This is a genomic window from Sphingobacterium hungaricum (assembly GCF_015210005.1).
Lineage (GTDB): Bacteria > Bacteroidota > Bacteroidia > Sphingobacteriales > Sphingobacteriaceae > Sphingobacterium > Sphingobacterium hungaricum.
Genome location: NZ_MU158698.1, coordinates 131485 through 146848 on the forward strand (window position 1 = coordinate 131485; position 15364 = coordinate 146848).

Annotated in this window: 15 protein-coding genes and 1 tRNA gene; 11 read left to right on the forward strand and 5 right to left on the reverse strand. The window is 37.7% G+C overall.

Translation table 11 applies throughout. The features are described 5' to 3' along the window. The first annotated feature begins 104 nt into the window (after positions 1-104). Positions 105-848: a 3-oxoacyl-[acyl-carrier-protein] reductase gene (fabG, locus tag C4F49_RS03670; protein ID WP_196934530.1), complete on the forward strand. Its 744-nt coding sequence runs from the start codon at positions 105-107 to the stop codon at positions 846-848. 136 nt (positions 849-984) lie between these two features. Here fabG and C4F49_RS03675 read toward each other — a convergent pair whose 3' ends face one another. Further along, on the reverse strand, positions 985-2328 hold the full coding sequence (locus tag C4F49_RS03675; protein WP_196934531.1) for a PDZ domain-containing protein: 1344 nt from the start codon (positions 2326-2328) through the stop codon (positions 985-987). Between the two features lie 22 nt (positions 2329-2350). After that, on the reverse strand, positions 2351-2767 hold the full coding sequence (locus C4F49_RS03680) for an NUDIX hydrolase (protein WP_196934532.1): 417 nt from the start codon (positions 2765-2767) through the stop codon (positions 2351-2353). Between the two features lie 104 nt (positions 2768-2871). Here C4F49_RS03680 and C4F49_RS03685 point away from each other — a divergent pair, with 104 nt between their 5' ends. After that, complete coding sequence (locus tag C4F49_RS03685; RefSeq protein WP_196934533.1) at positions 2872-3723, forward strand: TraB/GumN family protein; 852 nt, start codon at positions 2872-2874, stop codon at positions 3721-3723. Between the two features lie 72 nt (positions 3724-3795). Here C4F49_RS03685 and C4F49_RS03690 read toward each other — a convergent pair whose 3' ends face one another. Beyond that, complete coding sequence (locus tag C4F49_RS03690; protein ID WP_196934534.1) at positions 3796-4422, reverse strand: hypothetical protein; 627 nt, start codon at positions 4420-4422, stop codon at positions 3796-3798. 42 nt (positions 4423-4464) lie between these two features. Next, on the reverse strand, positions 4465-7383 hold the full coding sequence (locus C4F49_RS03695; RefSeq protein ID WP_231388196.1) for an FAD-binding and (Fe-S)-binding domain-containing protein: 2919 nt from the start codon (positions 7381-7383) through the stop codon (positions 4465-4467). A 203-nt stretch (positions 7384-7586) separates the two neighbouring features. Here C4F49_RS03695 and C4F49_RS03700 point away from each other — a divergent pair, with 203 nt between their 5' ends. The 7 genes from C4F49_RS03700 to C4F49_RS03730 all read left to right on the forward strand — a co-directional run bounded on the left by C4F49_RS03700 (position 7587) and on the right by C4F49_RS03730 (position 10985). Beyond that, positions 7587-8063, forward strand: a complete 477-nt coding sequence (locus C4F49_RS03700; protein WP_196934535.1) for an Lrp/AsnC family transcriptional regulator — start codon at positions 7587-7589, stop codon at positions 8061-8063. A gap of 11 nt (positions 8064-8074) precedes the next feature. Continuing rightward, a complete protein-coding gene (locus tag C4F49_RS03705) occupies positions 8075-9211 on the forward strand; it encodes an EamA family transporter (RefSeq protein WP_196934536.1) in 1137 nt (378 codons plus the stop codon). A 107-nt stretch (positions 9212-9318) separates the two neighbouring features. Then, entirely contained in the window at positions 9319-9693 is a 375-nt protein-coding gene (gene rpsF / locus C4F49_RS03710; protein ID WP_196934537.1) for a 30S ribosomal protein S6, read from the forward strand. Then, on the forward strand, positions 9686-9949 hold the full coding sequence (gene rpsR / locus C4F49_RS03715) for a 30S ribosomal protein S18 (RefSeq protein WP_196934538.1): 264 nt from the start codon (positions 9686-9688) through the stop codon (positions 9947-9949). The genes rpsF and rpsR overlap by 8 nt, the downstream gene beginning before the upstream one ends. A 12-nt stretch (positions 9950-9961) precedes the next feature. Next, entirely contained in the window at positions 9962-10405 is a 444-nt protein-coding gene (gene rplI, locus C4F49_RS03720) for a 50S ribosomal protein L9 (protein WP_196934539.1), read from the forward strand. Positions 10406-10491: 86 nt separating this feature from the next. Next, positions 10492-10785 carry a LapA family protein gene (locus tag C4F49_RS03725; RefSeq protein ID WP_196934540.1) on the forward strand — a complete coding sequence of 98 codons (294 nt, stop codon included), beginning with the start codon at positions 10492-10494 and terminating at the stop codon, positions 10783-10785. A 124-nt stretch (positions 10786-10909) separates the two neighbouring features. Continuing rightward, positions 10910-10985 (forward strand) — tRNA-Lys (locus C4F49_RS03730). Positions 10986-11497: 512 nt separating this feature from the next. On the opposite strand, the gene C4F49_RS03735 is transcribed toward C4F49_RS03730, so the two are convergent. Beyond that, positions 11498-12733 (reverse strand): hypothetical protein, encoded by a 1236-nt coding sequence (locus tag C4F49_RS03735; RefSeq protein ID WP_196934541.1) that lies wholly within the window; start codon positions 12731-12733, stop codon positions 11498-11500. A gap of 389 nt (positions 12734-13122) precedes the next feature. Between C4F49_RS03735 and C4F49_RS03740 the strand changes: the two genes are divergently transcribed. Then, entirely contained in the window at positions 13123-14070 is a 948-nt protein-coding gene (locus C4F49_RS03740; protein WP_196934542.1) for a TolB family protein, read from the forward strand. Between the two features lie 171 nt (positions 14071-14241). After that, complete coding sequence (locus C4F49_RS03745; RefSeq protein WP_196934543.1) at positions 14242-15135, forward strand: alpha/beta hydrolase; 894 nt, start codon at positions 14242-14244, stop codon at positions 15133-15135. The last annotated feature ends 229 nt before the right edge of the window (positions 15136-15364 follow it).

A 15364-nucleotide genomic window follows, 5' to 3' on the forward strand; every position in this document is an offset into this window, starting at 1 on the left:
TTGCCCCTTTTATAACTATTTTATTATTTAGTCGCTCTAATTTTGATAATGCAAGCTAAAAATTACATTTTTGTAGTTTGCGATTATAGATTAGAAAGAACATCATGAAATTATTAGAAGGTAAAATAGCCTTAGTAACGGGCGCTTCAAAAGGTATAGGACGTAAAATTGCGGAAGTTTTTGCGCAACAAGGAGCGCATGTCGCTTTTACATACCTTTCTTCTGTAGAAAAAGGACAAGCTTTAGAACAAGAATTAACTGTTCACGGCACAACAATCAAAGGTTATCGTTCAGATGCCTCTGATTTCGCACAAGCTGAAAAATTGATTGAAGATATCGTTGCCGGTTTTGGTTCATTGGATATTGTTGTCAACAATGCCGGAATTACAAAAGACGGTTTATTGATGCGCATGACGGAAGAAAATTGGGATGATGTATTAGACATTAATCTAAAATCCGTTTTCAACGTAACTAAAGCAGCATCAAAAATATTTATGAAAAACCGCAAAGGTTCTTTCATCAACATGAGTTCGGTGGTCGGTATCCAAGGAAATGCCGGACAAGCGAATTACGCAGCATCTAAAGCTGGAATTATTGGTTTCTCGAAATCAATTGCCAAAGAGTTGGGATCGCGCAATATCCGCACCAATGTCGTTGCTCCAGGATTTATCCGCACGGAAATGACAGATGTGCTAGATCCAAAAGTTGTCGCTGGATGGGAAGCAGGAATTCCGATGAAACGTGGCGGAGAAGCTGAAGATGTAGCCAACACCTGTTTATTCTTAGCATCGGATTTGTCAGCTTACGTAACCGGACAGGTTATCGCGGTAGATGGCGGCATGTTATAATATAAGATAAAAAGTAAATTTAATAAGCCCTGTGAAATTTGTTTTTCACAGGGCTTATTTTTTTGAGCGCTCTGCAACTTTTTTTTGTATTAAGAGTTTGTGTTGATAACTTCAGTAGGCAAAATATTCTTTTAATCTATTCCTTAAAAGGAATTGGATCAATCAGTCGAAAGCTCACTCTTAGCTGTTCTCCATTGCGCAGCAACAAAAGATTCATGTCGTGATTGCTTGGTTTCTGCAGCCGGCTATTGATCTCCAATAAATTCAAGTCCCGGACATGCTTGCCATTGATTTTCAATAGGGTATCCCCCACTTTCACACCAGCGATTTCGGCAGGAGAATTTTTTCGAATTCCAGAAACGACATAATTGGGCTTTAAGCTAAACTGATAATTAAATTTATCGGTATCAAACGTAATCACAGTATTGAAACTATTGTTCGGATCGCGACGCTCCCGTTGCGTCTGCATATTGATAAATGTTTTTTCCCAAACCAATCCATCATGTTTGACGTCAATGCCGCTGATGTTAAAGTAAAATGGCTTTCCAAAGTATTTGTTCTTTCGAATCAACAACCTGTTTTTCTGATAGTCTATGAGAATGTTGAAACGCAGCAAAGTCTGATTGCCGATCGAACCCTTTCGGCCTTCGGCTAATTTAGCGAACTGAACCGCGCTAGAATCAGGATAGGAAACTACGGGATGTCGCAATGTAAACTTGCCGATTTTATAAGAGTCAATCCGATTTCTTTTTCCGAAAATCTCCCCACTAAATCCCTTTCCTATATAATCATCCACATTGGGTTTTGCGACTTCAAAATCTTCGAAGGTAAACGGAAACAGCATCAGAGCATCTGTATTTCCCATATCCACCAGCAACTTTGCTTCTACCCATTCTTTATTCAATAAAATTGAGGTTTGGAAGTAGGGTCTATCGCGTTCGAGCGTGATCCGAATCTCCTCGTACTTCTTCAGTTTATTTTCTGGGATCACATACTCTTTTGGATAAATCCGAATGTGCTTCTTCACGTAATCCATTTCGATCAAATGATCCCTAAAAAACTTCGAACCAATAATTCCATTGATTTCTACGCCCAAATGAGCAGAAAGATCCAATTGGTCCGAAAGCACCACATACAGATTATGGTTGGTATCAATTAGACTTTCACCTACCTCTATCGTATTGGATAAGGCCAACAAACCTTCAATACCTTCTTCGATACCGAGTCCTGAAAAGCGAACTTTGTATACATTTTCCAAATCAACGGAATCTTGGTTGTTACCGAATAAAATGGTTTCTTTAACACCCGTATCCAACAGAAAAGACAAGGGCACGCCATTGATTTTTACAGGAACAACTACCACGTTGTTGATCAATTCAAAAGAAAATGTCTGGACTTTATTATCCTTCAATGTGAAAAAGCCTTGCCCTACGACAGCATTTGACAGCAAACACAGCAAAAGAACTATAGCGCATCTCATCGAACATGGTATTAGGTAAAAACTATTTTTTTTGGCGGATTATTTCCAGCCATTTAGGAATCGTAAATTCAGACAACAGGTGAGCCGATTTAAAATTAGCATAATCTTGTTCGGTATACCAATGCAATTCTTGAATTTCGGCTTGCGGCTTGAGCAAATCATGGTTGTCTACATGCACAGAAAAAACTGTTCCGTACACCAAAGTTCCTTTCTCATTCGCTGCAAAAGTTTGGTGGCAACCGACCAATTCAAGATCATCCAATTCAACCTCTAGATTCAGTTCCTCTTTAAGCTCTCTTTTTAAAGCCTGATCAGGACTTTCGTCGACCTCGACTTTTCCGCCAGGCATCATATAATAAGGAGATCCTTTTTTTCGAACCACCAATAAGCGATCGGAATCGTCCATAATCAGTGCGCCAGCTAATTGTAAAGTTTTCATTAGATTTAAATCCTTTGGTTAAGAGCAAGTTAAATAAATTACTTAATATATCATGTAACAAATCACATAATTATCGACTTATTAGATGAACTAAAATACACATTATGAACAAATTTATTGCCATCCTCGTCTTCTGCCTTGCCGTATGTACGCAGTTAGTTGCACAGGAAAACACATTATTATGGAAAGTCTCTGGAAAAGGATTAAAACAAGATTCTTACCTTTTTGGAACCATGCATATTCTTTGTCCAGATGATTTTGAAATCAAGGAAAAAGTAAGCAAAGCCCTGAAGGCTTCATCCACTTTAACCTTAGAAGTCGACGCGTTCAGTCCTGAAAATCAAGAGCTAGCGAAGCAGTTAACTGCACCAAACAAAGAGTTTTTGAAATCGCTTTCTCCTGAACAATTAAAATCAATTGAAACAGCATTTGTTGCTGAGCAAATCCCAATGCAATTATTCGATATGATTTCTCCTGTAGGAATTATGTCTTTCTTGGCTTTGAAATCTTTCAACTGCCCGGATCCTACCCTGGTAAAATTAATGGAAAACGAATTAGTTGCCTTAGCGAAAGCTGACAACAAACCTGTTGAAGAACTGGAATCTTTGAAATTTCAAATGGACTTGATGAATTCCATTTTTATAGCCGAGGAACTATATAATTACGTTCAGAAAATGGATACGTATCCTGCTTTGACTCAACGCATGGTGAATGCTTACAAAGAAGAAAACTTAGCTGAGTTCAACGCAATCATGTTTGACAACAGTTACCTTTCTAAAGAAAACCAAGAAATGATGTTGACAAAAAGAAATGAAAACTGGGTAAAATTAATGCCTGAACGTTTGAAAAAAGGTTCGAATTTCTTTGCTGTTGGTGCAGGACATTTAATTGGCGAACATGGTTTGATCAGTTTGTTAAAGAAACAAGGATATAAAGTGACTCCGATTTTCAAATAACAACTATTTAAATAAAAGAAAAGGGCTTTAGTGATTTTATTCGCTAAAGCCCTTTTAAGTTATAAGCTATTTTTAATTGCCCTCGAATGCTGAAAGCAACTGCACTCTGAATGTTGAATCTTTTTCAGACAATTCAAATGCTTGGCGATACGTATCTACCACTGCAAAAGTTTCTGCCTCTGCTCCTTTTGTATTCGGAAAAAATAATTTAAAGCTGAACGTTTTCTTTTCGCTCAAATCAACTTCTGTATTATTGGATGAAAAAACCAAAGGACTGATGGTTGCTGTAGTCATTTTTCCTGTTGTAGGAAGTTTGAATAATTCTCCCAAACTAGCGACCAAAGCATCAGACTGTGCCCCAATTGAAGAAAAACGAATCGCACCACTGCTAAAGCCTTGAGTTGTATCTGCAGATCCGTCAGCGGAAATTCCAGGAGCAATCTTCTTCAATACTTCGATATTTAGTCCCACTGTATCGGTTTTAAACAGCGACTTTGCGGTGTAAATTATGGAAGAATCTGTCTGTTGCTCGCTTACAAAACGTAAAAACAACGTCTGTTTAACCGCTGAGGTATCGCTCGACAACTGTTCGATGGTATGACCAGATTCTGTAGTTGCTTTGTCTTTTGCTGGATTATTACAACTTGCAAGCAATATTCCCGCACTTGCAATGCTAAGGATAATTTGTAAAGATTTCATAATGTGTTTTTTAAAACCAACAATAAATTTAGCAAAATGTTTTTACTTACTTAAAAGTGCCGTGTACAAAATTTCAACAGGATGGTAGCTTTCGCGGCCTACGCCATCCTTGATTTGATGCCTGCATGATGTTCCCGCGGCGGCAATCAATGTTTTTAAATCTGTCTTGCGGACTTCCGGAAGCAAGACCAATTCGGCTACTTTCATGGACACTTCATAATGTTCTTTCTCAAACCCGAAAGATCCAGCCATACCGCAGCATCCTGAAGGAATAACTTCTACTTCGTAGTTAGAAGGAAATGAAAGCATGCGCTTGGTGAAATCCACCAAATGAAAAGCTTTTTGATAGCAATGCCCATGCAATTTAATCTGCCTGCGCTCATTGCTAAATTGTTCCTGATGAATGTGTCCAGCCTTCATTTCCCGAACGAAAAACTCATCGATCATCAAAGCATTCTTCGCTATGCGGTGTGCAGCTTCCTTTTTCTCTTGCGGTACCAAATCCAAATATTCATCCCTAAATGTCAAAATCGCTGAAGGTTCGATTCCAATCAATGGCGTATCATCTGTAATCAAATTTTCCAGCAAGGCGACGTTTTTTTCAGCAATTTGTTTGGCTTTTTTGACAAAACCTTTCGACAAGTAAGTACGTCCACTTTCTACATGCTTTGGAATTTCAACTTGATAACCCAGAGCGGTCAATAGTTTGTAGGTTGTGATACCAATTTCGCTATCGTTATAATTAGTAAACTCATCGCAGAACAAATAGACTTTGCGGTTCGACTGAATCGGCCGCTGTTGATTGACAAATCGCTGTAGCGTTGTCCAAGTCACCAATGGCAATGAACGTTCTTTGGCAAAGCCAATGGTTTGCTTTATGATATTTCCAAAAAATCTGGACTGCGCCAACGTATTATACAGAGGAGCAACAAACGACCCCATTTTTTGGCTAAATGTAAAATTGGCAATGAGCTTAGATCGAAAAGAGCTTCCATGTGCATCATAATAATGCTGCAAAAACTCCGCTTTCATTTTCGCCACATCCACGCTTGATGGACATTCCGTCTTACAGCCTTTACAGCTCAGACATAAATCCATCACCTCCTTGATCTCTTCATGATCAAAGCGGTTTTTCTTAGTCGAGTTTGTCAAAAACTGGCGCAGCATATTCGCCCGAGCGCGAGTCGTATCTTTCTCGTCTCTAGTTGCCATAAACGATGGACACATGGTCCCGCCTGTGATTTCAGTTTTTCGGCAATCTCCAGAACCCGAACATTTCTCCGCTAAGCGAAGGATACTTTCTTGTTTGGTAAAATCGAAATATGTTGAAATATCTTTTCCATCCCGAACTGTATCATACCTTAATGAAGTATCCATCGGAGGCGTATTCACAATTTTATTCGCATTGAATACACCATTCGGGTCAAAAATATCTTTTACTTCCTGTAATAATGCATACACTTGTTCTCCAAGTACCTTTCCAATAAACTCGCCTCGCAAACGCCCATCGCCATGCTCACCGCTCAGCGACCCATTGTATTTGACTACAAGGTCGGTGGTTTTTTCCAATATGGAACGAAAAGTCTTCCTGCCTTCTGTCGTCTTTAGATTCACAAATGGCTCAATATGCAATTCGCCAGCTCCTGCATGCGCATAATACGAAGCATGCACATTCTCTTCATTCAATAGCTGCTGGATTTCGGCTACATACGCTGGCAAGTCATTCGGTGAAACCGCACAATCTTCAATTAAGTTAACTGGTTGGCTATCGCCAGGAAGATTCCTGATCAGGCCCAATCCAGCTTTACGAACATCCCAAACCAAATCGGTCTGCTGTTTGCCCGTAATCAACGGATAGGCATAGCCAAGCTGATTGACAATCAATTCTGCTTTTAACGCTTCTGCCTTAAGCAGAATTTCGTCCTGTGTCTTTGCCCTAAATTCGATAATCAATAAGGCCTGCGGATCTCCTTCAATAAAAAAGCGATTGTACTGATAGGTAGGATGGCCAACGGTAAAATCCATGATGTATTTATCGACCAACTCCGACGCTTCGGGATGATGCCTTAAGGCAACGATATTCCCTTCCATACAAGAGATCATATCCGAGAAATGGACGCACAAAAGTCCTATTTCAGGATCCGGAAGATCCATCAATTGCAGTTTCGCTTCCGTCACGATCCCCAACGTCCCTTCCGAACCGGCTAACAGCCTGCAAAAGTTAAAGGGCTTTTCCATATCGATCAACTCATCCAATGCATAGCCCGTATTTCGGCGGGTAATGTTTTTCTTTGGATAACCGCTTGTAATAATATCTTGATTCTTTTTATCAGAGATAATGGAATTGATCTTCCGATAAATATCTCCTTCTCTATTTTTTGCTGTTAATTTTTGAAAATATTCTGATTCGCTGACGGAAGAAAAGCTAACTTTCGAACCGTCATTCAACAACACTTCAGCTGAAATCAAATTCTGTCGTGTATCGCCCCAAACAATAGAATGCAAACCTGAAGAATTATTGCCGATCATCCCACCGACCATTGCGCGACTCGCTGTGGACGTTTCAGGGCCGAACTGCAATCCAAACGATTTCAAATAGGCATTTAAGTCATCCCGAATCACTCCTGGCTGAACCCTCACCCATTTTTCTTCGGGATTGACTTCTAAAATTTGGTTAAATTTCTTCGAGACATCAACCACAATCCCCTTTCCAACCACTTGTCCCGCCAAAGAAGTTCCCGCTGTCCTAGGAATCAAAGTCGTCTGATGTTGCGAAGCAAAATGAATCAAGCTAACTAAATCCTGTTCGTTCGCAGGAATGGCTACTGCAAGAGGAATTTCCTGATAGACAGATGCATCTGTTGCATAAGCGAGGCGAATCGTTTGATGTTTAGGATTGGATTCGTCAAAAAACAAATCCCCTGTAAGTTGTGTTGATAAATTGTGTAATGCAGTTTTCAATATGGATTGCTTTATGTAATTGAGCAAGACAAAAATAAAGAAACATTTGTATTATTGTATTAAATCGGAAAGAGATCTCAATAATTCCGCAAAAACATGCATCCTGAACAAATGTTTTATATGAGTAAAAATATCAGAAGATAATTCATAATTTATAAACATTTTTTGAATTATATTCTTGCAATAATTATCTTTGTAGAATTATGGCAAAGTTAGAATTCAATTTAGATCAAATAGATTATCAAATCATACGCATTATGCAGAATAATGCACGCACGAATAATGCAGATATTGCCCGCGAATTGGGCATGGCACCTTCTGCAATTCTGGAACGTGTTAAAAAATTAGAGCAAAAGGAAGTTATTTTGGGTTATCATGCGCGGATAAATCCGGTGGCGCTAGACCAGAAGATGCTGTCTTTTATGTTTATCAAAGCACAAGATATTATTGGCGTGCAGAAAGTCGGTTTGCTTTTGGCAGAAATTCCAGAAGTGTTGGAAGTACATGACATTGCTGGCGATGATGGATACTTAATTAAAGTGCGCACAAATGATTCAGCTGGATTGGTTGATTTAATGCGCAATACGCTGAGCAAAATCGAAGGAATCATTTCGACAAGAACGACCATCGTTCTGGAAACCGTCAAAGAAGAGAATAAATTAGTTATCCCGAATTCATAAACAGTACGCGAATGAGACAAAACTCAACCAAGCCAATAACGTCCATTATATTTGCATACGCTGTAGTTTATGTTGTTTGGGGTTCCACATTTTTCTTTATCGAAAAAGCACTGCATAGCTTCCCTCCTTTTGTGCTGGGGTCGATTCGATTTGTTATAGCCAGCGTGCTATTGATGGGCTACTGCTGGATAAAAGGCTATAAGCTCTTCAACAAAGCAGCGGTCAAACAAGCGGTATTCGTTGGCTTCCTGCTATTATTTGTAGACATGGCCGCGATTATCTGGTCTGAACAATATATTTCTTCAGGAATTGTATCTATCCTTTCGGCAGCGACGGCTATCTGGTTTATTATTTTTGATAAACGAAAATGGAAAGAGAATTTTTCTAGTCCAACCATTGTTTTGGGATTGATTTTAGGATTTATCGGTGTCATTATGTTATTTGCCGAACAGATTTTCACGTCCATCCCTGAAGAAGAAAAATCACAGAACCTGATCGCTATGCTGGTGTTGACTTGTGGAACCATCGGCTGGACAATCGGTTCCTTGTACTCCAAATACTCGAAAAAACCTGAGCAAAAAGAAGAGCAGGAAGAAGATTTAAATGTAATGGTCAAAACTGCTTGGCAAATGGCCATTGCAGGATTAGCATTCTCTCTAGTGGCTTCTTTAAATGGAGAATATGCAAACTTTCAACCGTCGGCTGTAGCTACTGAAGATTGGTTTTCGATTATTTATCTAGCGCTCTTCGGTTCAATTTTAGCGTTTAGCTGTTATATCTGGCTGTTGCAGATGCGCCCTGCGACAGAAGTCAGCACCTATGCTTATGTGAATCCGATCGTCGCATTGGTCTTGGTGCATTTTTTCTCCGACCATTATGTAACGCAAATGCAAGTTGCCGGTTTGGCCGTTGTGCTGTTCAGCGTTTTGCTGATGAACTGGAATCTGTATAGCAACAGCAAGCTTTACAAAAATTACAAACGCAAGAAGCGCATCAAAAAACTCCGGTATATGGCTCCGAAGAGCAGTATTCCAAGAATTATAGAAGTTGCTGATTTTGGGACTTCCGAAAAGAAAGAGAAGCAAAAAGCGGAAGGGAAAACAGAAGTGAAACAGAAAGAAGTTGCGGAAGCAGACGAATTTGTTTAAAAAGATACATATTTAGCGATATAAATTATGATTTATTATCAAAATAATTTTTATCTTTGCAATCCGTAAAAAGCGGAATTATTAAATTAACATAATTATTTAAAACAATGCAACAGTACGAATCTGTCATTATTCTTACCCCGTTGCTTTCTGAGGAGGCTGCGAAAGAAGTTATCGCAAAGTTCAAAACTATCCTTACAGAAGGCGGAGCCGAGATTGTCGCTGAAGACAATTGGGGTTTGAGAAAATTAGCGTATCCAATCCAGAAAAAAACGACTGGATTTTATCACTTAACTGAATTTAAGGCTCCAGGTGAATTAATTAACAAATTAGAGCTTCAATACAAGCGTGATGAGCGTGTGATGCGTTTCTTAACAATCTCTTTAGATAAGCATGCACTTGCTTACAACGAGAAAAAACGTAGCGGAGCATTTAACAAAAAGGCTGAGCCTAAAAATGAGGAGGTAGCAAACAATGGCTAACGAAAACATTCAATACGTGACTGCTCCTAAAGTGGATGACAACCGTAAAAAATATTGCCGTTTCAAGAAAAATGGTATTAAGTACATCGATTACAAAGACGCAAACTTCTTATTGAAATTTGTAAATGATCAAGGTAAAATTTTACCTCGCCGTCTTACAGGTACATCTTTGAAATTTCAACGTAAAGTAGCTCAAGCAGTAAAACGTGCGCGTATTATCGGTTTGATGCCTTATGTAACTGATTCATTAAAATAAGGAGGAAACGACATGGAAGTTATATTAAAACAAGATATTAAGAACCTAGGTGAAAAAGACGACTTAGTTGTTGTAAAACCAGGTTACGGTCGCAACTACTTAATTCCACAAGGTTTTGCTTTATTAGCAACATCATCTGCAAAGAAAGTTTTAGCTGAGAACATTAAACAAGCTCAGTTCAAACAAGATAAAATTAAGAAAGATGCTACTGCATTAGCTGAGAAATTAGAAAACGTAAAACTTTCTATCGGCGCTAAAGCAGGTGAAACTGGAAAAATCTTTGGTAAAGTAAATAGCATTCAGATTTCTGATGCATTGAAAGCACAAGGATACGAAGTTGATCGTCGCCGCATTACATTTGAAGTTGAACCAAAAACTTTAGGTGAATATGTAGCTAATTTAAACTTACACAAAGAAGTTAAAGTTCAAGTTCCTTTCGAGGTTGTTGGCGAATAATTAGTCTTTAAAAATTTATTTTGAGGGGGATAGCTTTTAGTTATCCCCTTTTTTATATTTTTGCTGATAAACTTATACGAAAGAAAATGAAACCAAAGTCAATATTCGCAGGCCTATTTATTGCATTTATTCTTATTGTTCTATTCAACAACAAAGAAGAAGCTAGTTTTTGGCTATTTGGCGACATCCGCACCTCGAAATTATTTATCATCGGTGCTTTCTTTGTTTTAGGCGTTATCACCGGCGGATTATTGTTCAGCCGAAAGAAATCCCACCCGAAAGAATACGGCGTCTCTAATCCCAACGTAAACAATTTTACAGACGAACAAAAGGCAGATAATCTTTCTGAAGAAGACCGCAAATACTTGAGCAACGATTAAAAAAGAGGAGAATGCAAAATAGGTCAAATATTTGTTCAATTATATTTGTTTATTAGATTTAAATTTCTACCTTTGCATCACTTTAAACAAACAAAGAAACTTATTTCTTTCGCGTTTTAAAAAGGATTCCGTAGCTCAGCTGGTAGAGCAATACACTTTTAATGTATGGGTCCTGGGTTCGAATCCCAGCGGGATCACCAAAGTCACTCCAAAAGAGTGACTTTTTTCGTTTATAGCATGATGAGAACCCAGCGTTCGATTCGAAGAAGGCTCAGGAAATTGTGTGTCAGAGACTATTTTTTATAACGGGTATCTCATAATCCTAAAGGTTTAAAATGAAGCCAATATGCCTTTCCAAAATTTGTGATTATAACTGAGCTCTTTTCATAAGACGGGACGAAGTCAGGGAAGATTTATTGGCTTTCTTGTTCATTATGTTTTTTGGTAAGGATCAATGAGATTTTTAGTAAATTTAAAATCAATATGGCTACTTAGAATCATCAATATCTTTCGATAGCTACCTTCAAAAAAGGCTACAAAACGAGACTATTGTTGAACTCTTTAAACCATTTTCAGAAGACTTTTCATCAGAGTTATCAGGGCTTGATTTTTCATTGTCTGAATAAAAAGAATTTCTTTATGTTACCCTTTAGTTTTTATACTTTCGTACGGACAATGTTTCTTTTCAGAATGAGACTTATGTTACAAATCATTATGTATCAAATTTCTCTAAATCTCCTTTGTAATGTGGTACTAAAATAAGTTCATCATAGTCAGTTACATTTTCGCTACTTTCATAAATATTGAAGATGTCATCTTTAAAAGAGTAGGTAATAGCATAGATTTTATCCAATGACGTTGTGGTTTTTGCAATTATTATTTTGCTATGCTCTATTTGAAATAACTTCACTGTCGCACAAATGAAATCTTCGAATTTATAGATTACAATAGAATACGTGAATCTATCCTCATCTTTTAAAACTAAGGTAGGAATTCTTGCTTTCGAATTATGAACTAAGTTGTTGCAAGGTGTAATCCAATTCGGATAATTTAATCTCTTAACTGCAAATCCTTTTTCACTAATATTTAAAATCGAAAGATTATCGTATTTGCTTGTGGGGTTAAGAAGTGAGCTCCGAAAATCATCGAAATCTGGATTAAGAGTGAAGTGAGCACCTTTTATTAATGTAAGAAATTCAAATACAATCTTTGAGGATAAACTTATATATCGTTTAATAGACCATTTGTAATGCACGTGCATTTGTTCAATCTTTCCAATTCGATTGTCAACAATAAGTTGAATTGCCTCATTCTTTATATTACATGAAAAGAATTTTAAAACAAAGCTTTCCGCTTCATCATCACTTTTCGCAACTAAAATATATTTACCCTTATGTAGAAAAAGACGAGGGTGATTTTCAACGTCTAACAGATGTGATTTGTATATGCTATATTCCCTATTTTTAACTGCAGTAGTAAACTGTTTGAAAATTTCATCCAATGTATATTTAGAGTTTGAAATTCTATGAAAAAGTTTGAATTTATTTTCTTTTGTTAAAAATATTTGTGTCGGTAATATTTCACCGTCTTCGCTGTGATTAATGACTATCCATTCTTTAAAATACTCTAGGTATATAAAATTAGGCACGAATTTAAAATTTCTTGATATGGATTTTTTTGTCTTAATATTTCGGATGTTTTCCTTCCAATGACCAATTGGCGTATATTTTAGGAACCAGTCCTCGATTGTGTTCCCCCAAAATGTATTACATTCTCTACAAACACTGATTTTTAATTTGTTTTCATGTTTTTCATTTACCAATAATGATTTGCTAATAATGTGTGCGATGTTTTTAGGTTTTTTTTTGCGACACCATATGCAAAGATTTGAGCTATTGGCTTGTTCTATAAAACGAGTTTTTTTGATTGGATGTCCTTTTATTTCCATATGATAAATTTACAAACATATTCTAACTATAAAAAGGTCGTTCCATGCAATAAATAGTTGACCTCTTGTAAATAAAAATAGAACTTTATATTTTCACTATTTCCTAAGGTTTTGAGTTCGTTTTGATTTGGGTTGATTAATCTTTTCCACGAATGTATCAGATTGGTACGGACTGTCCTTTAAATTGTTGATTTTACGTAAATCTTTCAAAAAAGAGTTCGAGTTTTGTACCATTGGGATCACCAATACACTACAAAAGAGTGTATTTTTCGTTATAGCGGGATAAGAACCCAAGGTTCGATTCGAAATCAACTTAAAGAATACTGGTTTTCGGGGATAAGATATGACTGACTTAATGTATACCTTGCTTATAGCAAATAATACAAGATATGAAAACACTAGCTTTTTTTTTCATCGCATTTCTATTGGTGGGTTGTTCCAAAGAGGATGGCCCTGAATCTAGTATACCTTCAAACTTGAAGGGAACGTTGTTTTTTGATTGGGCAGACGAAGGTACCTTATCAATCGATGCTACAACGGGCGTCAAGGCAACATTCCTACCCATCAATTCTAAACGAAACGGTTGGGATATCTCGAGGGATAAGGAATGGATTCTTACCGCCAGCAAAACCAGTATTTGGAATGACGATATTACCTTTGTGATCAGCAAAATGTCCAACGGCGAAATTGTGAACCAGTTTGATTATACGCCGTTGAATGGCGGGAGTGGATTTCATTCAGGCATATTGTCACCTGATAAGACGCTAATCGCCATTGCCCCTACATTTGAAGCAGGCTGGGTATTGCTTAAAACTGATGGATCCCTGTTAGGGCATATCGATGCCATTAATGGCGAAAAACCAGCAAGAGGATCGGCAATAATTTGGTTGCCGGGCAATTCGCTTCTGCTTACCCACAAATCGTCCATCATCCGGCTCGACCCACCCTATAGTAGCGGCAAGCTAATAAAAGAGATGAACTACGAAGATTGGGGAGATCTTACGGTTAATGCTTCCGGTACAAAGATAGCTTTGGCCGCGAATAAACATATTTACATGATGGATATCGATGGCAATAATTTCGTACAGGTCACAGAGAGCAACGACCGAGAGGTACTTCCTGAGTTTTCGCCCGATGGAAACTATCTGCTCGTAGGTACAGACTATACGCCTTCTGGAACATTCAGCGCTATCTGGCGACTAAAAATTATTCCAGCCGATGGCAATACATACAATGTGGATCCGATTCATCAAAATAGTCCAGGGGTAATACCTGTGATCGCCAATGGGGATGAAACTATTCAGGCCGCCAGCAATCGAGGGATGCTTTGGCGATAGAACACATACGGATAAACTCAATGACACTCCTAACCTGCATTCGTCTTGGGACGACTCAGGTAATTGCATATTATTTTAAGTTGATAAAAACAAGATGTAGGCTATAAATTCATAAATTGAAGCGCGTTCAAAAAATAACTATCTTGATGCGTCTTATAACAATAAGAAATTATGAAAAAGAGCATTACCTATTATTTGCTGGTATTTGTTATCAAAATCAAGGGCATAAAAAAGATTCTTAGCGGCGATCCTGTTGATTATAGGAAGCTTCGCAAAGATGATGTCTTTAACCCTAGGAATAGCTACCTACGGAAAAATACGCATTCAAGGACTTTCACAGTGTTGGAGACCACTATATCGGAAATAAGTTCGAAGGAAAAATCAAGTAAATTATTGATATTTATACATGGCGGTGCTTTTGTTTCTGGACCTGTGCAACATCATTGGGACGCTGTCGAAAAAATTGTTAAACAAACAGCGTATACTGTCTGGATGTGCAATTATCCCAAAGCACCTGAACATACCATTTCGCAGCTATCAGAAAATATCGATCATGTGTATGGTAAAGCTTTGGAAAAATTTAACCCAGAAGATATTACAATAGTAGGTGATTCTGTAGGAGGAACATTGGCAATTGCGCTGGTCCAGCGGCTTATTCAAAAGAATATGATCCTGCCGCATCGCTTGATAGTAATCTCACCGGTAGTCGATGCAACGCTTTCTAATCCTAAAATCGAAGAAATTGAGCCATTAGATATCATGCTTTCCAAAAAAGGAGTATTGAGCGCGAAGGAAATGTGTGCTGGCGAAAGTAGCCTGAATGACGCATCGATCTCACCGATAAATGGCAGTTTTGAAGGATTTCCAAAAACACTATTGTTTATTGCCGAAAATGATATTACCTACCCTGACCAGCAACGTCTAGTAAAGAAGCTAGAAAAATCCAATATTGACCATCAGGTAATTCTAGGCTACGAGATGCCCCATATCTGGCCTCTTCTACCCGTCATGAAAGAGGCAAAATCGTCATTTAACATCATTATAGATTTATTGAAACAACATTAGCTGATACTTTATCTCGTTAAATATTATTTGCAATAATTCAACTTATCGGTTCTAATTTTTCTAAAGTCATTTTATCCCCGGCCTAGAGAATCGAAAACTACGGCATTATTACCTTTAATAAAGTTTATTCGTAGATAGGATTTATTACCCTCCGAAATTTTTTTTTCGCCCACAGCTTGTCCATTAATACATGCATTACTAATAAAAACAGGTTTAAATCTACAAGAAG